At 70.6% G+C, this 19,132-nt stretch carries 24 protein-coding genes and 1 pseudogene; 13 read left to right on the top strand and 12 right to left on the bottom strand.

The genetic code is table 11. The features are described 5' to 3' along the window. Positions 1-93 precede the first annotated feature (93 nt). Positions 94-684 carry a DinB family protein gene (locus KGQ19_RS25760; protein WP_212012736.1) on the top strand — a complete coding sequence of 197 codons (591 nt, stop codon included), beginning with the start codon at positions 94-96 and terminating at the stop codon, positions 682-684. Positions 685-863: 179 nt separating this feature from the next. Here KGQ19_RS25760 and KGQ19_RS25755 read toward each other — a convergent pair whose 3' ends face one another. Continuing rightward, complete coding sequence (locus KGQ19_RS25755) at positions 864-1,268, bottom strand: tautomerase family protein (RefSeq protein WP_212012734.1); 405 nt, start codon at positions 1,266-1,268, stop codon at positions 864-866. Positions 1,269-1,454: 186 nt separating this feature from the next. Here KGQ19_RS25755 and KGQ19_RS52075 point away from each other — a divergent pair, with 186 nt between their 5' ends. Then, entirely contained in the window at positions 1,455-2,087 is a 633-nt protein-coding gene (locus KGQ19_RS52075) for a TetR/AcrR family transcriptional regulator (protein ID WP_212012732.1), read from the top strand. A gap of 14 nt (positions 2,088-2,101) precedes the next feature. Here KGQ19_RS52075 and KGQ19_RS25745 read toward each other — a convergent pair whose 3' ends face one another. The 5 genes from KGQ19_RS25745 to KGQ19_RS52945 all read right to left on the bottom strand — a co-directional run bounded on the left by KGQ19_RS25745 (position 2,102) and on the right by KGQ19_RS52945 (position 5,154). After that, complete coding sequence (locus tag KGQ19_RS25745; RefSeq protein WP_212012724.1) at positions 2,102-2,299, bottom strand: hypothetical protein; 198 nt, start codon at positions 2,297-2,299, stop codon at positions 2,102-2,104. A 113-nt stretch (positions 2,300-2,412) separates the two neighbouring features. Next, a complete protein-coding gene (locus tag KGQ19_RS25740; protein WP_212012722.1) occupies positions 2,413-3,201 on the bottom strand; it encodes an SDR family NAD(P)-dependent oxidoreductase in 789 nt (262 codons plus the stop codon). A gap of 61 nt (positions 3,202-3,262) precedes the next feature. After that, positions 3,263-3,739, bottom strand: coding sequence for a MarR family winged helix-turn-helix transcriptional regulator (locus tag KGQ19_RS25735; RefSeq protein ID WP_212012720.1), 477 nt, complete (start codon positions 3,737-3,739; stop codon positions 3,263-3,265). Between the two features lie 39 nt (positions 3,740-3,778). After that, positions 3,779-4,471 carry a B3/B4 domain-containing protein gene (locus KGQ19_RS25730; RefSeq protein WP_212012718.1) on the bottom strand — a complete coding sequence of 231 codons (693 nt, stop codon included), beginning with the start codon at positions 4,469-4,471 and terminating at the stop codon, positions 3,779-3,781. A 95-nt stretch (positions 4,472-4,566) separates the two neighbouring features. Then, on the bottom strand, positions 4,567-5,154 hold the full coding sequence (locus tag KGQ19_RS52945; RefSeq protein ID WP_438801879.1) for a citrate/2-methylcitrate synthase: 588 nt from the start codon (positions 5,152-5,154) through the stop codon (positions 4,567-4,569). Between KGQ19_RS52945 and KGQ19_RS52940 the strand changes: the two genes are divergently transcribed. The 3 genes from KGQ19_RS52940 to glsA all read left to right on the top strand — a co-directional run bounded on the left by KGQ19_RS52940 (position 5,053) and on the right by glsA (position 7,181). After that, positions 5,053-5,520 carry a hydroxymethylglutaryl-CoA lyase-like TIM-barrel protein gene (locus KGQ19_RS52940; RefSeq protein ID WP_212012715.1) on the top strand — a complete coding sequence of 156 codons (468 nt, stop codon included), beginning with the start codon at positions 5,053-5,055 and terminating at the stop codon, positions 5,518-5,520. The two genes, KGQ19_RS52945 and KGQ19_RS52940, sit on opposite strands and share 102 nt — an antisense overlap. Then, positions 5,435-5,791, top strand: coding sequence for a homocitrate synthase/isopropylmalate synthase family protein (locus tag KGQ19_RS25715; RefSeq protein ID WP_212012707.1), 357 nt, complete (start codon positions 5,435-5,437; stop codon positions 5,789-5,791). Before KGQ19_RS52940 ends, KGQ19_RS25715 begins: the two co-directional genes overlap by 86 nt. A gap of 91 nt (positions 5,792-5,882) precedes the next feature. Then, positions 5,883-7,181 carry a glutaminase A gene (gene glsA, locus KGQ19_RS25710; protein ID WP_212012705.1) on the top strand — a complete coding sequence of 433 codons (1,299 nt, stop codon included), beginning with the start codon at positions 5,883-5,885 and terminating at the stop codon, positions 7,179-7,181. A gap of 1 nt (position 7,182) precedes the next feature. Here the strand turns inward: glsA and KGQ19_RS25705 are convergent, their stop codons facing one another. Further along, positions 7,183-7,914, bottom strand: coding sequence for a MerR family transcriptional regulator (locus KGQ19_RS25705; protein ID WP_212012695.1), 732 nt, complete (start codon positions 7,912-7,914; stop codon positions 7,183-7,185). A gap of 152 nt (positions 7,915-8,066) precedes the next feature. Between KGQ19_RS25705 and KGQ19_RS25700 the strand changes: the two genes are divergently transcribed. Then, positions 8,067-8,639 carry a DoxX family membrane protein gene (locus tag KGQ19_RS25700; RefSeq protein ID WP_212012693.1) on the top strand — a complete coding sequence of 191 codons (573 nt, stop codon included), beginning with the start codon at positions 8,067-8,069 and terminating at the stop codon, positions 8,637-8,639. Between the two features lie 102 nt (positions 8,640-8,741). Here the strand turns inward: KGQ19_RS25700 and KGQ19_RS25695 are convergent, their stop codons facing one another. After that, a complete protein-coding gene (locus tag KGQ19_RS25695; RefSeq protein WP_307856507.1) occupies positions 8,742-9,281 on the bottom strand; it encodes a TetR/AcrR family transcriptional regulator in 540 nt (179 codons plus the stop codon). A gap of 191 nt (positions 9,282-9,472) precedes the next feature. Between KGQ19_RS25695 and KGQ19_RS25690 the strand changes: the two genes are divergently transcribed. The 3 genes from KGQ19_RS25690 to KGQ19_RS25680 all read left to right on the top strand — a co-directional run bounded on the left by KGQ19_RS25690 (position 9,473) and on the right by KGQ19_RS25680 (position 11,774). Further along, complete coding sequence (locus KGQ19_RS25690) at positions 9,473-10,399, top strand: aldo/keto reductase (protein ID WP_212012689.1); 927 nt, start codon at positions 9,473-9,475, stop codon at positions 10,397-10,399. A 113-nt stretch (positions 10,400-10,512) separates the two neighbouring features. After that, positions 10,513-10,905 carry a hypothetical protein gene (locus KGQ19_RS25685; RefSeq protein WP_212012687.1) on the top strand — a complete coding sequence of 131 codons (393 nt, stop codon included), beginning with the start codon at positions 10,513-10,515 and terminating at the stop codon, positions 10,903-10,905. Then, the gene (locus tag KGQ19_RS25680; RefSeq protein ID WP_212012686.1) at positions 10,902-11,774 is read left to right on the top strand and encodes a hypothetical protein; all 873 of its coding nucleotides are present in this window, start codon (positions 10,902-10,904) and stop codon (positions 11,772-11,774) included. The genes KGQ19_RS25685 and KGQ19_RS25680 overlap by 4 nt, the downstream gene beginning before the upstream one ends. A gap of 10 nt (positions 11,775-11,784) precedes the next feature. On the opposite strand, the gene KGQ19_RS25675 is transcribed toward KGQ19_RS25680, so the two are convergent. Further along, positions 11,785-12,309 carry a hypothetical protein gene (locus KGQ19_RS25675; RefSeq protein WP_212012684.1) on the bottom strand — a complete coding sequence of 175 codons (525 nt, stop codon included), beginning with the start codon at positions 12,307-12,309 and terminating at the stop codon, positions 11,785-11,787. A gap of 195 nt (positions 12,310-12,504) precedes the next feature. Here KGQ19_RS25675 and KGQ19_RS25670 point away from each other — a divergent pair, with 195 nt between their 5' ends. Continuing rightward, positions 12,505-12,789, top strand: a complete 285-nt coding sequence (locus tag KGQ19_RS25670) for a DUF427 domain-containing protein (RefSeq protein WP_368862163.1) — start codon at positions 12,505-12,507, stop codon at positions 12,787-12,789. On the opposite strand, the gene KGQ19_RS25665 is transcribed toward KGQ19_RS25670, so the two are convergent. From KGQ19_RS25665 to KGQ19_RS25655, 3 genes and pseudogenes are all read right to left on the bottom strand, one after another. After that, positions 12,790-13,161, bottom strand: coding sequence for a VOC family protein (locus tag KGQ19_RS25665; protein WP_212012680.1), 372 nt, complete (start codon positions 13,159-13,161; stop codon positions 12,790-12,792). 1 nt (position 13,162) lies between these two features. Further along, positions 13,163-13,718: pseudogene (locus tag KGQ19_RS52935) on the bottom strand (SRPBCC domain-containing protein). Positions 13,719-13,842: 124 nt separating this feature from the next. Continuing rightward, a complete protein-coding gene (locus KGQ19_RS25655; RefSeq protein ID WP_212012668.1) occupies positions 13,843-14,895 on the bottom strand; it encodes a phosphatidylinositol-specific phospholipase C domain-containing protein in 1,053 nt (350 codons plus the stop codon). A gap of 201 nt (positions 14,896-15,096) precedes the next feature. On the opposite strand from KGQ19_RS25655, the gene KGQ19_RS25650 reads away from it, so the two are divergent. The 3 genes from KGQ19_RS25650 to KGQ19_RS25640 all read left to right on the top strand — a co-directional run bounded on the left by KGQ19_RS25650 (position 15,097) and on the right by KGQ19_RS25640 (position 18,668). After that, positions 15,097-15,936, top strand: a complete 840-nt coding sequence (locus KGQ19_RS25650) for an SAM-dependent methyltransferase (RefSeq protein ID WP_212012666.1) — start codon at positions 15,097-15,099, stop codon at positions 15,934-15,936. A gap of 105 nt (positions 15,937-16,041) precedes the next feature. Further along, the gene (locus KGQ19_RS25645; RefSeq protein ID WP_212012664.1) at positions 16,042-17,223 is read left to right on the top strand and encodes an AAA family ATPase; all 1,182 of its coding nucleotides are present in this window, start codon (positions 16,042-16,044) and stop codon (positions 17,221-17,223) included. Between the two features lie 137 nt (positions 17,224-17,360). After that, a complete protein-coding gene (locus tag KGQ19_RS25640; RefSeq protein ID WP_212012661.1) occupies positions 17,361-18,668 on the top strand; it encodes an MFS transporter in 1,308 nt (435 codons plus the stop codon). Positions 18,669-19,132 lie beyond the last annotated feature (464 nt).

Below are 19,132 nucleotides of genomic sequence, written 5' to 3'. Positions count from 1 at the left end.
CCGGCTGCGAGCAGCAAGCCGGCCACCACCCCCACCGTCACCCGAATCGTGAGGTTTCCAGGAGAGCGCGGGGCGGCATGGCAAACTTCGGGCATGCCAAGTCCCGAAGCCCTCGATCCCAAGGCCGTCCTGCACCGCTACCTGCGCACCTCCCGCGAGGCGCTGCTGTGGAAGCTCGACGGACTGTCCGAATACGACATCCGCCGGCCGCTCACCCCGACCGGGACGAATCTGCTCGGTCTGATCAAGCACGTCGCGAGCACCGCCGCGGGCTACTTCGGCGAGATCTTCGACCGGCCGTTCCCCGAGCCGATGCCGTGGGTCGAGGACGATGCCGAGGAGAACGCCGACTTTTGGGCGACCCCCGAGCAGTCGCGCGAGGACATCGTGGGGCTCTACCACCGCGCCTGGGCGCATGCCGACGCCACCATCGACGCCCTGGACCTCGACGCGCCGGGCCGGGTGCCGTGGTGGGGCGAGCGCGGCGCCGTGACGCTGCACACGATCATGGTGCACATGGTCGCCGAGACGAACCGGCATGCCGGGCACGCCGACATCGTGCGCGAGCAGATCGACGGCTCGGCCGGACTCAACACCCGCACCTCGAATCTGCCGGACCACGACGAGCAGTGGTGGGCCGACTATCGCGACCGTCTCGAAGCGGCGGCCCGCGCGGCGAAGTGATTCGGGACCGTGCCCCGCGGTATGACTCTGATCGGCAACACCCTGGACTGGGCCAACGCGCTGAGCTCCTTCGGTCTGCCCGGTACGGAGCTGGTCCATCAGCTCACCTTCGCTCTGGAGTCCGACAACCAATACTGGTGACGGGGCAACGCCACCGACATTGGCCGGCGGACTCGGGCTCAGTCTGTTTCCGACGGGTCCTGCTCGCGGCGAGCCAGCTGGCTGACGCCGTTGTAGCCCCAGGAGCCGGCGTCCAGCTCATGGAGGGCGACGTAGACGGCGGGTGAGAGCGTGTGAAGAGTGTCGGCCAGCAGGCGGTGGGCCTCGCGGAGGAAGGCTGCCTTCTCGTCGGTGGTGTTGGTGCCGGCGGTGATACTGACCTCCAGGTGGGCCCCGGTCGCGTGGGTCTGGGGCGTGGCCGCGACGAACCACTGCTCGCGGGGGGCCAGGACGGTACTGACGACGGTGACCTGCGGTGATTTGAGCAGTGTGGAGGCAAGCAGCTTGGTGATGCCTTCCACCAGGTTCTGTTGGGTCTGGATGGACAAGTCGGGATCAGCCACAGTCAGGCGAGCGAACGGCACGAGGTCCTCCAGTTGTCGCGACGGCCCGATCCGGTGACGAGGGCGATGACGGATCTGTCGGCATCGTGCGCGGCCATCGTGAGCCGAAGCCCTCGGGTGGACCGCTTGCCGATCATCATGCGCCCTGGAGTCCCGCTACGAGCAGCGCCATAGTTTGATTACGAGTCGTACTGTAATGTTTGACGCGTGACTCATCAAGACGAAGGCGCTGCCGTCCCGCGCCGCGGCCGCCCCCGCAGCGCCGACCTCGACCGCGCCGTCATCGCGGCCACCGTCGAGGTGCTGATCGAGCAGGGATACGCGGCACTGACGATCGAGGCGGTCGCCGGTCGCGCCGGAGTGGGCCGGCCCGCGGTCTACCGGCGCTGGCCGACCAAGGACCATCTGGTGGTGAGTGCCCTCATAGAGACGGTCCCGCCGCTGCGTGTACCCGATACCGGCGAGGTGCTGCGCGACCTTGAGGAGTTCGCGGTCGAGTTCGCACTACGATTGGCCGGCTCTCCCGTCGGACCAGTCGCGATCGCTGTGCTCGCCGAGGCGGGCCGCCGCCCCGACCTGGCGGAGATGTTGCGCCTGCAATACCTCAGGCCCCGCGACACCGTGATCACGGACCTGATCGAACGGGCACTGGCCGAAGGCCGGCTGAACAAGAACCTCGAAGCCGGCACGGTCCGGGATCTGGTCTTCGGCCCGCCTGTCTACCACTGGTTGGTGACCGGAATGCTCACCGGCAATGTGGCCAGAACCCTTGTCGAGGCCGCGATCGCCGCACTTCAGATCCCGGCGGGAGCGGACGGCCGATCCGACGGTGGGGCGTAGGCCGTCTCACCCCGTCATATCAGTGAACTGACCAGCGCCATCAGGCTGTTGATCTTCATGGATCCGTGGCGCGCCGCACCGCCGGGCAGGGTGGGACGCCGTTGTGTATATGCGTGTTCTTCATCGGCGCGGTCGGCTGACGTACCCGCGTGGCCACGGGATCCCGGATCGGACTCATACCTGTCGTGTTCGCCGCCATCGTGGACGACCATCACCTGCTCCGACTGGTGGACCGGCCACGGCGACTTCGGTCCGGGTGCGGTCATCCACCAGTGGGTCACCGCTCTGGTGGCGGCCGGGTATCGATCGGGCCTTCCGCTGCCCCTCACAGGTTGATCACGGAGGTCAGCCCGCCGTCGACCAGGATGTCCGTGCCGGTGACGAACGCGGACAGGTCGCTGGCGAGATAGAGCACCGCGTAGCCGATGTCTTCGGCCGCTCCCACCCTGCGCAGCGGGGTGCGCTCGGTGATCTGGTCGCGGTGCTCGGCGTGGGCGAGATGGTCCCGCGTCATCCCGGTCAGGATCATGCCGGGGCTCACTGAGTTGACCCGGATACCCCGCGGCCCGAGCTCGTCGGCGAGTTGCCGGGTGAGGGCGAGGACCGCCCCCTTGGTCGCGGTGTAGGCGGGGAACGCGAGACCGCGGTGCCCCATCATCGAGGAGATCTGGATGACGCTGGCCGGGCCGCTCATGTGCGGCACGGCGCACTTCAGCACGTTGAAGCACCCGGTCAGGTTCACCGCCAGCACCCGGTCCCACTGCGCGCCGTCGGTCGCGGCGAGCGAGTCGGGGGCCATGATGCCCGCGGCGTTGACCACCACGTCGAAGCGGTCGGCGGCCAGGGCGTTCTCGACCGCCGCGAAGTCCGCGACATCCACGACGGCGGCGGCGAATGCGGTTGCGGACGCGGTTCCGGACGCGGCGTCCGAGGTCCGCGAGGCGAGAGCCTTCGTCTCGGCCAGGCCCGCGCCGTCGATGTCGAGAGCCAGCACCGAAGCGCCGGCCTGGCCCAGGACGATCGCCGCCGCGCGCCCGATGCCGGACCCGGCCCCGGTCACCACGGCACGACGACCGCTGAGATCGAACGCTGCTGTGAGTGAGGCGTGGACCATGTACCCCACATTAGCACAACATCTTGTTGAAACAAGATGTTGCATTAAGCGTCCCCCATGCTTACTGCTTCCCTTGCAGCAGCAGCGCCCGGCTCTCCACCAGCACCTGGCGCAGCGCGTCATGGCGCTCCCGGCCGAGGATCGCGACCAGCCGCTCATCGGTAGCGCGCTCCCGGGCGACGGCGGCTTCGGCCATCGACCGGCCCTCGGCGCTCAGATGGAGTCCGACGCCGCGCCCCTGCCGCACCCGGCGCTCGATCAGGCCCAGCTTCTCCAGGCGGGTGACGATCTGGCTGACGGCCTGCTGGGACCTGGGCATGCGGCGTGTGATGTCCGCGACGGTGATCCCGGGTTCGGCGTGGACGGTCATGAGCATCCCGCTGGAAGCCGTGGTGATCGGCAGATCGGCGAGGGCGGATTCGCCCAGGAGCTCGACGTGCGCCGAGACCTCCCACAGCAGGTCGCTCAGCATCGCGGTGGGAGTGCCGGGATTGGGCGGCGTCGCAGCGGGTGCCGTCGTCTCATCCTTGCGGGTCATGCGGTAAACGGTAGCTGTGCGGGATCCAGGACCATCGGCTCAGGCCGCGAACCGTGGCGCCGCCGCGGTCAGCACCGCCGCCGTGGGCGTCGCCTGCCACACCGCCGAGAGTTCGGCGACGAGCGACTTCATCAGGGCGGTGACGTCCTCGGCGGCCGAGGGGTGCAGCGCCTCGGCGACGATCAGGACCCGGGAGGTGGCCGGCCGCACGGCCGAGCTGCCGCTCTGGCGGTTCGTCCAGCGGCGGGCGTGGGAGGCGCCGGCGGCGTCCGCGAAGATCACCTCGCCGGGCTCCGGGTGCTCGATCGTGTCGGAGAAGGTCACGTACTCCTCCTCGCCGGTGGCGTGGCGGACCTCGAGGTCGCCGTGGATGTGCTCCAGGTCCAGGGCCGCGACCGGGATCGCGAAGGCGACGGAGACCGCGTTGCACAGGTCGATCAGGGGGTGGATGCGGGGGAGTCCGCCTTCTTTGCGAAGCCGTCGCAGCAGGGCCTCGGAGGCGCAGCGGTACTGCGTGGGCCGGAGCCCCATCTTCGAGAACGCCTGGCGCCAGGCCTTGATCTCGGGCAGGTCGGACTCCGTGCCGTCGGCGAGCCGCCCGCTGGCGATCGCCGTGAAGCGCCTCACCTGCTCCTCGACGTCGGCCGTGGAAGTGATGCCGGTGACGGTGACCGCGGCGGCGACCAGGTCGGGGTGTTCGGAGCGGATGGCCGCGGCGTGCTGGAAGTACATGGGCACAGCTTTACCGGACCGGTGAGCGGGGCCGACAGGGCCAATCCGGGTTCGGAAGCGGGGACCAATACCCGATGCCTGAGCACGCCTGGCTTTCAGCTGCTGTCCGGGCCTACATACACGGCTCGCGGCCGTAGCGGGCTCTGGCGCTGGTACTCCTCAAGCGCATGGGCCAGCCACCCGGCAGTCCGCGCGATCGCGAAGACGGCCTGCCCGGCTCCCGGGACCAGACCGGCTGTGGCGCCGAACGCGGCCAGGGCGAAGTCGATGTTCAGCGCCGGGAGGCGGCGTGCGGAGCGTTCGGCGACCAGCGCCTCGGCGACGGCCAGGCGCTCGTTGTCCGGCCACGCGGTGCGGACCAGGTTCATCAGGGTTATGCCACGCGTGTCGCCGGTCTTGTACACCATGTGGCCCAGACCCGGGATGCGCTCGCCGCTGCGCAGCCGCTCGGCGATGACGCGCGCGGCGTCGGCGGGGTCGGCGGTGGCGGCCAGCATGCGCTCGGCGGCGAGTGCGGCGCCGCCGTGCTTGGGGCCGGTGAGGACGCCGAGGCCGGACATCACGACGGCGTAGGGGTCGGCTTGGACGGGAGTCGGCGGGGTGGCGGACAGCTTGGGCCAGAGTGCGGCGGCGACCGCTTCGCCAAGCTGGCCTCGGTCCTGGGCGCGCCGGTCGAGACGCACTGCCACAACGACCTCGGCCTGGCCGTGGCCAACTCGGTGGCCGGGGCGCTCGGCGATCTGGACGCCGGCCAGGACGCGTGGATCAACACCTGCGTCAACGGCGTCGGCGAGCGGTCGGGCAACGCCGACCTGCTGTCCGTGATCCTGGCCTTCCAGCACGGCTTCGGCCCTGGCCGACCGGACCGAGATCGGCGACCCGCTGGACCTGTCCTGGGCCCGCCGCTTCGCCCTGTGGGCCGCCTACGCGCTCGGCCAGCCGCTGCCGAACAACCAGGTCGGCGTGGGCCGCAACGCCTTCGCCCACGAATCCGGCATCCACGCCGACGGCGCCCTGAAGGACCACGGCAACTACGAGCTCTACGATGAGGCCGCGCTCGGCCCGTTCCCCGAGGACTGGCACGCGCGCACCGGCCGCGTGGTGCTGACCGGCGAGTACGGCGGCAAGGCCGGCTTCCGGCACGTGCTGGACGGGCTCGGGATCGAGGTGCGGCCGGACGAGGAGGAACTGGTGTTCCAGCTGGTCCAGCTCTGCAACGCCCAGACCGGCCGGCCGCTGACCGGCGACGAGCTGCGGCTCATCGCCGGCTACCCGCGCCAGCTCGCGCCGATGTTCCCCGGGCAGCTGCCAGCGCTCTGATCTAGACTCGGCGGGTGGACGCTGATATCGCGACAAACCGGGCAGTGACTCTTCATCGGTACGAGGGTGCCGACGTCGCCGGGGGTGCCGCGTGGACCCGGTGACCGCCTCCCTGGAAGCGGTGTTGCAGCGGCACGCCGCCGTCCCGCCGCGGGGTGTCGTCGCGGACTACATCCCCGAGCTGGCCTGCGCGGACCCGGACGACTTCGCCGTGGCCATGGCCAGCGTGCACGGCTCGGTCTACCGGGCCGGCGACCACGAGCGCGAATTCACGATCCAGTCCGTGTCCAAGCCCTTCGTCTATGCCCTGGCCCTGGCCGACCTCGGTCTGGACGAGGTGGCCGAGCACGTCGGGTTCGAGCCCAGCGGCGAGCCGTTCAACGCGATCAGCCTGGAGCCGGGCACCGGGCGCCCGGCCAACCCGCTGATCAACGCCGGGGCGATCGTCACCACCAGCCTGATCCCGGGCGACGCGGCGCAGAGCTTCGAGCGGATCCGGGCCGGTCTGTCCGCGTTCGCCGGGCGTGAGCTGGAGCTGAACGAGGCCGTGTACCGCTCCGAGGCGGCCACCGGCGACCGGAACCGGGCGTTGGGGTTCCTCACGCTGTCCCAGGGGGTGCTGGCCCGCCCGGCCGAAGAGGCCTGCGACATCTACTTCCGGCAGTGCTCGTTGATGGTGACCGTCGCCGACCTCGCGGTCATGGCCGGCACGCTGGCCCGCGGCGGCGTCAACCCGCTGACCAGGACGGCCGTCGTCGACCCCGAAGTCGCCAAGATCGCGCTGTCGGTGATGGCGACCTGCGGTATGTACGACCGCAGCGGTGAGTGGATGGTCCGGGTCGGGCTGCCGGCCAAGAGCGGGGTCGGCGGCGGGATCGCGGCGGTGCTGCCGGGGGAGTTCGGCCTCGGCGTCTACAGTCCGCCGCTGGACGCGCAGGGCAACAGCGTCCGGGCGATGGCGGTGCTCCAGGAGATGTCCAGCCGGCTCGGGCTGCACGTCTTCGCCCCGCCGGCCGGCAGCCGGTCGCCGATCGCCGCCTCCGAGGTCGTCGACGACGCGCTCACCGTGCGGCTGCGCGGCGAGCTGGACTTCATCACCGCCGAACAGGTGTCCAACCATCTGCTGGAGCAGGTCGTCACCCGGGGGATCAAGCGGATCGAGGTCGACATCACGCACGTGACGACCGTGCGCGCGGTGGCGGCCGAGCTGCTGCGGGCGGTCGGGATCGAGCTGCGGCGGCACGGGCTGGAGCTGATGATCGAACCGGCTGAACGGATCGCCGCGGCCGCGGCCCGGGTCCAGAAGGCGCCGTCGGTGCCGTTCATCGGGGGGCCGTTCGCCACGGAGCCGCCCACCGCGCAGCCTTCCGCCGTACAGCCGCCGGGCTGAGCTACCGCAGCCCGGCCCGCTCCTCGATCAGCTCCGTCGCGGCCTCGTCCAGCGCCATCCTCAGCAGCGCCGACATCGAGTCCAGGGCCAGCGGCCGCAGCCGGTCCAGCCCGCTGAGGATGTCCGGCCACTGATCGGCGGGGTAGCCGGCAGCCTCGAACGGGGCCCAGATCTGCTCCACATACAGCTGCACGAAGCTCTTCGCCACGGCCCGCACATGCGTGCGCGCCTCGGCCGCCGCCGTCAGCGCGCTCGCCGGCGGGATGCCCAGCGCCATCAGCTCGGCGCCGATCCGGGTCAGTCGCGGGGAGCGTTCCTCGTAGCGGCCGTTGCCCAGGGGGCGCAGCAGGTCGAGCTCGACCGCCGAGTCCAGCAGCGCGGTACCCTCGGCGCCGTCAGCGTCCTGGTCCAGGCCGGGGAACAGGGTGTGGATGTCGTCCAACCGGACCACGCGCTTGTCGCCGTCGTCGAACGCCTGGTGCACCGCGGCGGCGAAGGACGCGAACTCGGCGCCGCCGCCGAGCATGCGCCGGATCGACTCCAGCGTGAAACCCTCGGCCTGTAAGCGTTTGATCTGCTCCAGCCGCGCCAGGTGTTCGGGGCCGTAGAAGCCCACCCGGCCGCGGACTGTCGGGGCCGGCAGCAGGCCGCGGGACTGGTGTTCGCGGATGTTGCGGACCGTCATCCCGGACAGGCGCGCGAGGTCGTCGACGCGGTATTCCTCGTCGCTCACCCCGTCTGCCTCCCGATGCTCTCCGAGCTCTCCGATGTGTCTCGATGTGTCTCGATGTCGATGAGAATAACCGACTGGCCGGTCCCCGGCGGCGCCGTGCCGCGGCCTCGCCGATAGTGGAAGGACACGATCGGCCGTTGGAAGGAGCCCCGATGCCTGGCCGAGTACGCACTGACCTGGGCCTGCTGGCGCTGCGCGTGGGCACCGGCGGCGTCCTGGTCGCCCACGGCACGCAGAAGCTGTTCGGCTGGTTCGGCGGCCGGGGCCTGACGGCCGCGGCGGGCGGAATGGACAAGATGGGCTTCCGCCCCGGGCTGCCGAACGCGGTCGCGGCCGGGCTCGGCGAGGCCGGCGGCGGTCTGCTGCTGGCGCTCGGCGCGGCGACCCCGGCGGCCGGTGCCGCGGCGGTCGGGGCGATGTCCGCGGCGGTGGAGGTCCACCGGCCCGCCGGGTTCTTCAACAGCTCCGGCGGCTACGAATACCCGGCCTTCCTCGGGCTCGCCGCGGCCGGTCTGGGCCTGGCCGGACCGGGGCGGATCTCGGTCGACCACGCCACCGGCAACCGGCTGAACACGCCGGCGGTGCTCGCCGGGGCCTTCGCGGGCAGCGCGCTGGCCGCTTCGGTGGTCCTGCGGCGCCGCGCGCGGGTGGTAGCCGAGCGGTCCGCGGCCGAGGCCAAGGAGGACGAGGCGGCCGAGGCCGAGGCGGTGGCCGAGCTGCCGTGACGCGCCGCTGAACTACGTGACGCTCGGCTGATCTAGCCGCTGACCTGGCCGCTGACCTAGATACGCCGCTGATCCAGCCGCGCCGCCGGTCCAGCTGCGCGTTTAGTGCGCCACCAGTCCGGCCATCAGCAGGTCGAACAACCTCTCGACCTGATCGCGCTGCTCGGGCAGGGTGCAGACGGAGACGACGCCGACCAGCGCCACGACCACGTCCTCAGCCCGCGCCTCGGCACGGATCGTCCCGGCGGCGGCGCCGGCGTCGAGGATGCCGCGCACCGCGTCGGACAGCTGCTCGCGGGCCTGCGACTTGGTGACGGTGCCGTCGGCGATCAGCACGCGCAGGGAGTCGGCCATCTCCTGCTTGGTGGCGATGTAGTCGGCGAAGCGGCCCATCCAGGTGCGTAGCGCACGCTCCGGCGGCTGCTCGGCGAGCAGCCCGGCGGCGGCATCGCACAACCGCCCGCGCTCGGCGAGGTAGACGGCCTCGACCAGGGCTTCGCGGGTCGGGAAGTGGCGGTAGAGGGTGCCGATGCCGACGCCGGCCTGCTTCGCCACCGCTTCCAGCGAGACTTTGCCGTCGCCGGTGGTGAAGGCCTGGTGGGCGACCTCGATGAGGCGTTGGCGGTTGCGCTGTGCGTCCACGCGCCCGGGGGCTGCGGGGGCCGCGGAGGCTGCGAGGCGGGCTGGTCGGGCCATAAAACGGAGGCCCCTCCGTTTCTGCTATCGTGAGGATTACCGGAGGGTCCTCCGGTTTTCCTTCCACTATGCCACCTCCCAGGCGCCATCCCCTAGGCGCCATCTCCCAGATGTCATCTCACAGGCGGGATCCAGACATGAGCAGCAACGACGGGACCAAGACCGGCGCGCCCGGCGGCGTCGGCACCCTGGCCGGACACCGGGTCGCCCGCATCGGCTTCGGCGTGATGCAGCTGACCGAGCATCGGCCGGGACGTCCCGAAGTCACCCCGGACGCGGCCGTGGCGATCCTGCGCACCGCCGTGGACAACGGGATCAACCACTTCGACACCGCCGAGTTCTACGGAACCGATGCCGCCAACGCCAACGATCTGATCCGGGCCGCGCTGTATCCGTACTCTGATGATCTGGTGCTGGCCACCAAGGTCGGCGCCGAGCGCAACGCCGAAGGCGGACTGGACCCGGCGCAGCGGCCCGAACAGCTGCGGGCCGCCGTCGAGGCGAACCTCGCGCGGCTGGGGGCGGAGCGGCTGGCGGTGGTCAACGTCCGCCGCGTCGACGCCCCGCCCGGGATCGTCGCCGAAGGCGACCAGCGCGTCGACCTGGACAGCCAGCTGGCCGAACTCCTGGCCCTGCGCGCCGAGGGCAAGATCGACGGCATCGGCCTGAGCAACGTCAGCGTCGACCAGCTCCGGCACTCCCTGCCCGCGGGCATCGCCTGCGTCCAGAACTCCCACAGCCCGGTGGAGCGCGCCAGCGACCCGGTCCTGGCCCTGTGCCGCGAGCAGGACATCGCCTGGGTGCCGTTCTGCCCCCTCGGCTCGGCGTTCCCGGGCTGGCCCAAGGTCGCCGACCAGCCGGAGATCCGCACCGCGGCCGCCGAGCTCGGCGTCACCCCGGTCCAGATCGGCCTCGCCTGGCACCTGGCGCACTACCAGCACACGCTGCTGATCGCCGGCACCGCCGACCCCGCGCACCTGGCCGAGAACATCGCCGCCGGGGACGTGCGCCTGGACGCGGCGACGATGGCGGCGCTGAACGCGATCACCGTGTCAGCACCCTGAGTGGACCTTTCGCCCCCGCATTTCACAGGCCGGACTTCCGGACCGCCGCAGAGGTCTGACATGCTGTTGCCCGACGACGGCGCGCAGCCGTCGGGCATTGGGGGGAGCGGCGGGTGGAGTGGCTGCTGGCCATGGGCTACGGAGCGATCGGCGGAGCGGTCGTCGAAGTGGTGGTGAGCTCCGACCGGGTCCTGGCCTGGAACGCGGCCCGCCACAAGGCGCTGACGCAGAACCAGTCGCAACCCGCCGGCCCCGGTCCCAAGCTGACGGCCTACATCGACCCCGTGTCCGACGTGGTGGCCGGCCTGACCCGGGTCCTCCTCGGCGCGGTGGCGGGTCTGCTGTTCCACTCGCAGGTGACCGGTGCCTACGCGGCCATAGTCGTCGGCTGCTCCGCGCCCACGGTGCTCCGCCAGCTCGGATCCGCACGCCTCAACCCGGCCTTCGAGCTCCAGGCCGGTCCGCCACCGGAAACGGCCGCGGCGCCGCAGGAGGGGCAGGCGTGAATCGCGAGCGCGGGTCGTTCGGCCACCGCTATTGGTCCTCGCTCACCGACGTGCGCTACGCGGCGGGAGCGACCAGGGAGCGGAACTGGCGCGGGCAGCCGTTTTGGCGGCGGTTCCTGGCATCGTTCTTCGTGCTGCCGCAGCCGCCGCGGCCGAGGCGGAAGCCGGTCGAGACGGCTCGGATGGCACAGACCCGCTATGTGCTGCAGCCGCAACCGCTGCAGGTGCAGCAGCAACCGTCGCAACCGCTGCAGGTGCAGCAGCAACCGTGGCAACCGCCGCAACCGCAACCGCAACCGCAACCGCAGCAACCGTGGCAACCGCAACCGTGGCAACCGCAGCGCGCGCGCAGACCATGGCTCCTGCGGTACCAGTCGGCGGTACTGGCCGGGGCGGCCGTGCTCACGGGAGTCGTGGTCGTCACGATGCGGCACCAGGGCGGCGGGCCGGGCAACGGCGGCACGACCACTCCCACGAATATCGGCAGTCCCTCTATCGGCAGTCCCTCGTCACCCTCGACCAGCGAAGCAGTGTGGCAGGGAACTATGCGGGTCGACGCCGGCGGCGAAGAGGTCACTTCCGGCCCGCCGCCCAGCGCGACCACCGTCTTCGGCCTCAGCCTGAGCGGCACATCCACGCTGATCGGGTCGGGCAACCTCGCCCCGTTGGAGCAGGACACCACTCTCGACGTGTTCGACTGCTCCAGCGTGCTCCAAGCCGGCGTCGTCTCGGTGCTGACAGTTCACCCCGGCGACGAGTTCTGCATGGCGGCCGAGGACGGAAGTGTCGCCCTGGCCCAAGTGACAGCCGAGGCGGCACCGTCGCCCGACGGGCCCTACGTCGATCTCAACGTCACGGTTCGTCCCTGAAGCCCCTGACTCAGCTCCCGGCGCTCGACCCCAGGCTGTGCGTGACCTTCGAGGTGTCGATGAACAGCGCGCCGAAGGCCGTCGCCAGCGCGGTGAGGGCCGCGGCCGCGTTCACGTGCCGCTGGCCGTTTATCGCCAGCGCCAGGGCGGCCGCCACGATCGCGGCGGCGCCGATCACCACCGCGATGTCCCACATCGCGTCGGTCTTCTGCCCGAGGGCCGAGGCCGCCTTGTTCTGCACGGCTTCGGCGGTCTGGGTCACCTGCGTCACTTGCGAGGCCTCGGCGGTCTGCGTCATCTGGGCCGTTGCCGTCGTGGTGGTGATGCTGCTCGGTCCGGACAGCCGCTTCATCAGTGGATTGATGATGCCGCCGAGGAATCCCGAGCCGATGACGCCGGCGAACTGCCCGACGTTCGGCAGGTTCAGGCTGGTGCCGCGCCAGGAGACCACGGCCAGGGCCCCGGCGACGACGGCGAATCCGACCAGCTGCGCGGCGCGCGCGATCGTGGTGGTCGGTATGGAGGCGGCGGGCATCGGCACCTTCTCGGGTCGGTTCGCGGGCCCGCCCGGGAATGGCATTGCCCTGCGATGTCCGCCACACAATAGGGGATCGGGCTCTGGACGCGGCAGAGGTCCGGGAAGCAACCAGGCCCGCGCCGGGTTACGTTTGAGTGAGACGATCACTAGAGCGCGGCAGGGCGCGGGCGAACATGGAGGACACTCATGGCGATGCGAGCCGTATGGAATGGCCAGGTCCTGGCCGAGAGCGACGACACGGTGGTCGTCGAGGGCAACCACTACTTCCCGGCGGAGTCGCTGAACAGCGAGTTCTTCTCCGCCAGCGAGACCCACACCGTATGCCCGTGGAAGGGCCTGGCCAGCTACTACACCGTCACCGTCGGCGGTGAGGCCAACCCGGACGCCGCGTGGTTCTACCCGCAGCCCAAGACCGAGGCCGAGCACGTGCGCGACCGGGTGGCGTTCTGGCACGGCGTCCAGGTCGAGACCGTCTGATCAGGCCGCACCCTCGACGATCTCGAACCGGTTGCCGTCCGGGTCCTTGAACTCGTACATGGCCGGCACCCCGGGCCAGCGCAGCAGCTCCCCGACCTCGACGCCCCGCTCCCGCATCGCGGTGTGCTCGGCTTCGGCGTCGGGGACCATGAACCGGATGCCGGTGTCCTGCCCGGCCCCCTCGCCCGCGATCAGGGCGACGGACACGTCGGCGCCGGGTGCGGCGACCGTGAGCCAGCGGAAGCCCTCGGTGGCGCGCAGGTCGAGACCCTTCTCCAAGCCCAGCGTGCCGGTGAAGAACTCCAACGCCTTGTCCTGGTCGCCGACCGGGATCCCGACGGTGCCGATGTCGGTGATGGTGGTCTGGGACATTTCAGCCTCCTGTCTTCTCAGTGTTCTGGTTCTTCTCAGTGTTCTGATACATAAGCGAACCGGGTGTGGTGAGCGTCTCCCCGGTCTCCAGCCACGTCTTCAGCCCGGACAACACCATCGGCCAGCCGCCGTAGACCTCGGACGGCACGTCCGGCGGCAGTTGGTCGTGCACGACGGTCAGCCGGCACGCGTCCCCGACCGGCTCGATCTCCCACGTCACCCGTGACGTCCCGGCCGCCTCGGCCGCCGGACCCCACAGCGCGCGCATCGTCCGCACCAGCCGGCGCGGCGGATCGACCACCAGGTTCTCGCCCTCGACGATCGGCCGCGGTGCGGATATAGATCTCGAAGACACGTTCCATCAGCTGCCGCTCCTCTTCCTGTTCCAGCTCGTGCTGCAACCCGACCAGCCCGGCCGCCCACTGCTCGGTGTACTTGCCGACCCAGCGGTCGTGGACGAGGCGGATCGGCACCGGGTTGAGGTAGTGCAACTTCTCCCGGCCGCGCCGGCGGGTCACCACCAGCCCCGCCTCTTGATCGGGCCGTGGCCGGGGCATGCGAACCGCCCGGCCGCGGGAGCCCGGCCGGGCGGTGTGGGTTCAGCTGGGTTCAGGGTCAGCTGGTTCAGGTTCAGCTGGGTTCAGGTCCAGCTGGGTTCAGGTTCGGCTGGGTCCAGATGGTTCAGCCGCGCGGCAGCACCTCGGACAGCACCGCGGGCAGCCCGGTCCAGTCGGTCGACACCACGCTCGCGTGTTTGCTCGCCAGCAACGCCACCCGCGCCTGCGCGTCGGCCTGGCTGGGAGCGGTGTCGCTGAGCGCCGGGGCGACGTTCTGCGCGTCGGTCATGATCAGGATGTAGTGGTTGGTGTCGTACCAGGAGGTGTCGACGCTGGTGACGTAGGTGTTGGCGTCACCGTCGAAGACCACGAACCAGGGCCGGATCGAGGTGTCCGAGTACTGGCCGCGCGGGTCGCCGGCCTGGGCGCCCAGGACGCTCGGGAAGACGGCGGCCTGCGCCACGTTGCCGGCGGCGGCCAGGTTCTTCAGGTACGTCGCGTACTCGACGTCGGTGTGCAGGGTGTCGAACGGGTTGGCCAGCTCCACGGTGCCCGGAATGGCGTAGAGGATGACCTTCCCGGCCAGCGCAGAGCGGGCCGGCCAGGCGTCGGCCTTCGCCGCCGCGTCCAGCGTCGGGTAGGTGCCGCCCAGCAGGTCGGCGGGGCGGTAGACCAGGTTGCCGAGGTGGCTGTTGATCAGCGCGTCCAGCTGCGCCGGGCCCATGCCCAGGTCGGCCTCGAAGCCGATCTTCATCTCGAGTTTGATGTAGAGCGGTCCGGAGGTCGGGTGCGAGGCCAGCCAGTACTTGACGTCGTCCAGGCAGGAGCCGAGGTCCTTGTTCGCCGAGCCGGTGTAGATGTCAGAGGGCTGCGAGGCGTCCACGCAGTTGTTCTGGTTGCCGGTCGGATCGCTGTGGCTGACCTTCCACTCGTTGGTGAACACGTCGGTCCAGGTGTCGAGCTCGATCATCCCGGTGCCGGCGTCCAGCGCGTTGGCCAGCCGCGGGAAGGCGGTCCCGTCGTCGTAGGTGTTGTGCAGGCCGACCACGCTGGTGTGGGACAGCGGGGCGGAGTTCACGTCGGCGGCGGCCGGCGCGACCGTGGCGGCCAGCGCCAGGACCGCGGCACCGAGCGTCGCGGCCCCGGACGTGAGCCGGCGGAGCCAGGCAGTGGGCATGGGGTTCCTCCTGGGGGCGGAAAGAGATGAGGATTGCTCATCCGCCGTGGAGGCTAGCGGTGATGTCAGGAGGAAGACAGGGCCCGGAGATGAACCATTTGTGGCCGTCCGGCATAAGGGCGCTGACGCATACACGCGGAAAGACCGTTAGCATGCGACTGCGAGACCGCGATCACTGCGGCGGTGAGGAGGAGGCGGGCGATGACGAACGAGGTCGGGGACGCACAGCCGGCGGGGGGCGAGTACCCGGCGGTGGACTTGCGGATGGACGTACCGCATGCGGCCCGCGTCTACGACTACCTCATCGGCGGCAAGACGAACTTCGAGGCCGACCGCGCCGCGGCCGAGGCCTCGGTGCAGGCCTGGCCCGCGCTCCCGATCTCGATGCGCACCACCCGAGACTTCATGGAGCGCGTGGTCCGTCGGCTCGCCGAGCAGTACGGCGTCCGCCAGTTCCTGGACATCGGCACCGGCATCCCCAAGTCGCCCAACGTCCACGAGATCGCGCAGGCCATCGCGCCGCAGGCGCGGGTCGCCTACGTCGACAACGACCCGATCGTGCTGACCCATGCCAGGGCCCTGATGTCCAGCACGGAGCAGGGCGCCACCTGCTACATCGACGCCGACCTCCGCGACCCGAAGTCCATCATCGACAACCCCCGGCTGCGCGAGGTCCTGGACTTCTCCCAGCCGGTGGCGCTGTCGCTGATCGCGATCGCCCACTTCGTCCTGGACTCCGACGACCCGCAGGGCATCGTGCGCGGCTTCATGGACGCGCTGGCCCCGGGCAGCTTCCTGGCCCTGACGGTGTTCACCGGCGACACCGACCCGGTCGGCGTCGGCGGCGTCAGCCGCGAGTACAACGCGCGCGGGATCCCGCTGCAGGTGCGGAACAAGAGCGAGACCGAGGCCTTCTTCGAGGGCCTTGAGCTTCTTGAGCCGGGCGTCACGCTGGTGCACCACTGGCGGCCGGACGCCGACGCCGCACCGATCCGCGATCGGGACATCGCGATGTACGGGGGCGTGGCGATCAAGCGCTGACACGCGGGCGGCCCATTGCTCTGAAGTGTGAGCTGCTTAAGTGTGAGCTGCTGAAGCGTGCGCTGTTGAAGTGTGAGCGTCGGTACCGGCGCCTATCGTCGGAGCATGATCACCACCCTCGCCGTCGAGAACTACCGCTCCCTGCGCGACCTGTGCCTCCCGATCGGGCCGCTGACCGTGGTCACCGGGGCCAACGGCAGCGGCAAGTCCAGCCTGTACCGGGCCGTGCGGCTGCTGGCCGACGTCTCGCGCAACGGGGCCGTGGCGGCGCTGGCACGCGAGGGCGGCCTGCGCTCGACCCTGTGGGCCGGGCCGGAGCGGGGGACGAAGCCGGGGCAGCGGGCGCAGGGGACGGTGCGCAGCGTGCCGGTCGGCCTGCGGCTGGGGTTCGGCGGCGACGAGTTCGGCTACGCGATCGACCTCGGCCTGCCGGTGCCCAGCGGCGATCCGGAGGCCGCGAAGTTCAACCTGGACCCGGCGATCAAGACCGAGGCGGTGTGGAACGGGCCGGTGCTGCGCTCGGCGACCTCGCTCATCGAGCGGCACAACGACTCCATCCGAGTCCGCGGCGCCGACGGGAAGTGGGCCGCCAAGCCCTACCCGATCCAGCAGTTCGACAGCATGCTGAGCGAATTCGCCGACCCCGAGGCCGCCCCGGAGCTGTTCCGCATCCGGGAACGCATCCGCTCCTGGCGCTTCTACGACCACTTCCGCACCGACGCCGACGCCCCGGCCCGCGCCCCGCAGATCGGCACCCGCACCCCGGTCCTGGCCCACGACGGCGCCGACCTGGCCGCCGCCCTCCAGACCATCATCGCGACCGGCCGCGGCCCGGCGCTGGACGAGGCGGTCGACGCCGCCTTCCCGGGCAGCCGCCTACACATCCAGGTCGGTGACGACGGCCGCTTCACACTCCAGCTACGCCAACCCGGCCTGCTCCGCCCGCTCGGCGCCCCGGAACTGTCCGACGGCACGCTCCGCTACCTCCTGCTCGCCGCCGCCCTACTGAGCCCCCGCCCGGCGGACCTGCTGGTCTTCAACGAGCCCGAGACCAGCCTGCACCCGGAGCTGCTGCCACCCCTGGGCGCACTCATCGCGGCGGTGTCGGAGCGCAGCCAGATCATCGTGGTCTCGCACGCCGGCGGCCTGATCGAGGCCATCGGGCGCGCGGCGGCGAAGCTGCACCGGGACGTGGGGATGATCGGGCTGGAGAAGGTCAACGGCGAGACCGTCCTGCCCGGCCAGGGCCTGCTCGACTCGCCGCTCTGGTTCTGGCCGAAGCGCTGATGAATTCCGCGACGACCTGAAAGTTCTTCGCATCGTGCTGTGGCGCACCGGCACGGGACCCTCTGCCCGACGAATCCGAGATTCCGAGAATCCGAGGACGGGGTCAGGCGTCCGGCCGTCACGGATACCATGCGCCCGTGAGTCTTACCGCCCGCCTGGGCCGAATAGCCCGATCAGCCGTCTCCGACATCTCCCCGCTGCGGGAGTCTCCCGCCTACCGGCGGCTGTTCGGCGGGCAGGCGGTGTCCTCGATCGGTACGCAGGTGACGCAGGTCGCCGTCCCGCTTCAGGTGTATGCGATCACGCACTCCTCGCTGGACGTCGGCTTGGCCAGCCTGACCGCGCTGATCCCGCTGGTGTTCTTCGGCCTCTACGGTGGCGCGATCGCCGACGCGGTCGACCGGCGCAAGCTGTTGCTGATCACGTCGATCGGCACGATGGCGGTCAGCCTGGTGCTCTTCGCGCAGGCCGCGGCCGGGCTGCGTAATGTGCCGCTGCTGCTGGTCTGTGTGGCGACGCAGGCCGGCTTCGCCGCCGTGGACGGGCCGGCCCGGCGCTCGCTGACCCCGGTGCTGGTGCGCGCCGAGAAGCTGTCGGCGGCCAACACACTGTCCTACGGCAGCATGACGTTCTCGGTCATCGTCGGCCCGCTGCTGGCCGGGGTGGCGGTCGGTGTCGGCGGCTTCCAGTGGGCGTATGGCCTCGACGTGCTGACCTTCTTCGCCGCGCTCTACGCCGTGCTGCGGCTGCCCGCGCTACCGGCCGGCGAGGACGCCCCGCGTGCCGGGCTCGCCTCGGTCCTGGAGGGCCTGCGCTTCATCCGCGGCGAGCGCATCATCACCGCGTCGTTCCTGGCGGACATCAACGCCATGATCTTCGGCATGCCCAAGGCGCTCTACCCGGCCCTCGCCTACGGCCAATACCACGGCGGCGCGACCACGGCCAGCCTCATGTACGCGGCCCCCGCCGCCGGCGCACTGCTGGTAACCGGACTCGGCGGCCTGCTGACCCGGGTCAACCGCCAGGGCCTGGGCGTGGTGCTGGCGATCGTGGTGTGGGGCGCCTCCATCGCCGCCTTCGGCGCGGCGTCGGTGCTCTGGATCGGCCTGGCCATGCTGGCCGTCGCCGGCGGCGCGGATCAGGTCAGCGCCGTCTACCGCTCGACGATGATGCAGGTGGCCACCCCACCCGGGATGCAGGGCCGCCTCCAGGGCGTCTACATGGTCGTCGTCGCGGGCGGCCCCCGCCTCGGCGACCTGGAGTCCGGCGCCGCGGCGACCGCCTTCACCCCGCGCGTCTCCGTGGTGTCCGGCGGGCTGGCCTGCCTGGCCGGGATCGGGCTACTCGCCGCCACGGTGCCCGCGCTGCTTCGGTATGACGCGCGGGAGGCTGTTGCGCGTGGTGGGGAGCGTTTGGAGGCTGCGGCTGGTGCTTCTGCTTCGTGAGGTTGGGGGCTAATGTCCAGGTGCTCAGGTGTCGCGCGGTGGGTTTTGGCTTGGGGCTTGCGGTTGGTGCTTTGGTTAAAGGCTATTTTTTACGGCCTTCGGTCATAGTTGTGCCGGTTCGGGGTTCGGGTCGGCGAGTCTGTATGTCGGCTGCCGGGTTTCGCGTTCACAACCCCGGCGCATTTCAGGCCTCTTTATCTCCGGTAGGTTGGAGCAAGAGCAAAGTCAAGGTCAAGGGCTGTGATGAAGGGCCGGGCCTCCGGCGGGCCTCGGCAACCTCAGGGAAACTAGCGCGGTTCCCTCGGGTGGCTGGGTGAGTCTCAGCGGCTGCGGTTTGTGAGGTGGTGCGGTCCGTTCCCCTCGGTCGCGTCGTCAGCCCGGGGGGTACAGCACCGGTGTCCGGGGGTAAAGTCCGCGCGCTTGCGGTCATGCGTGTGAGCTGCGGTTTGTGATAGCGCGAACTT

The sequence above is a fragment of the Catenulispora pinistramenti genome, assembly GCF_018274385.1.
Classification (GTDB): Bacteria; Actinomycetota; Actinomycetes; order Streptomycetales; family Catenulisporaceae; genus Catenulispora; species Catenulispora pinistramenti.
This window is presented reverse-complemented; position numbering and strand designations above follow the sequence as displayed.

Coding starts and splice junctions, on each gene's coding strand:
- KGQ19_RS25645 (WP_212012664.1), top strand. CDS start 16,042: ATGATCACCACCCTCGCCGTCGAGAACTACCGCTCCCTGCGCGACCTG.
- KGQ19_RS25700 (WP_212012693.1), top strand. CDS start 8,067: ATGCCTGGCCGAGTACGCACTGACCTGGGCCTGCTGGCGCTGCGCGTG.
- KGQ19_RS25675 (WP_212012684.1), bottom strand. CDS start 12,309: ATGCCCGCCGCCTCCATACCGACCACCACGATCGCGCGCGCCGCGCAG.
- KGQ19_RS25690 (WP_212012689.1), top strand. CDS start 9,473: ATGAGCAGCAACGACGGGACCAAGACCGGCGCGCCCGGCGGCGTCGGC.
- KGQ19_RS25745 (WP_212012724.1), bottom strand. CDS start 2,299: ATGGTCGTCCACGATGGCGGCGAACACGACAGGTATGAGTCCGATCCG.
- KGQ19_RS25655 (WP_212012668.1), bottom strand. CDS start 14,895: ATGCCCACTGCCTGGCTCCGCCGGCTCACGTCCGGGGCCGCGACGCTC.
- KGQ19_RS25735 (WP_212012720.1), bottom strand. CDS start 3,739: ATGACCCGCAAGGATGAGACGACGGCACCCGCTGCGACGCCGCCCAAT.
- KGQ19_RS25740 (WP_212012722.1), bottom strand. CDS start 3,201: ATGGTCCACGCCTCACTCACAGCAGCGTTCGATCTCAGCGGTCGTCGT.
- KGQ19_RS25670 (WP_368862163.1), top strand. CDS start 12,505: ATGCGAGCCGTATGGAATGGCCAGGTCCTGGCCGAGAGCGACGACACG.
- KGQ19_RS25730 (WP_212012718.1), bottom strand. CDS start 4,471: ATGTACTTCCAGCACGCCGCGGCCATCCGCTCCGAACACCCCGACCTG.
- KGQ19_RS25665 (WP_212012680.1), bottom strand. CDS start 13,161: ATGTCCCAGACCACCATCACCGACATCGGCACCGTCGGGATCCCGGTC.
- KGQ19_RS25760 (WP_212012736.1), top strand. CDS start 94: ATGCCAAGTCCCGAAGCCCTCGATCCCAAGGCCGTCCTGCACCGCTAC.
- KGQ19_RS25650 (WP_212012666.1), top strand. CDS start 15,097: ATGACGAACGAGGTCGGGGACGCACAGCCGGCGGGGGGCGAGTACCCG.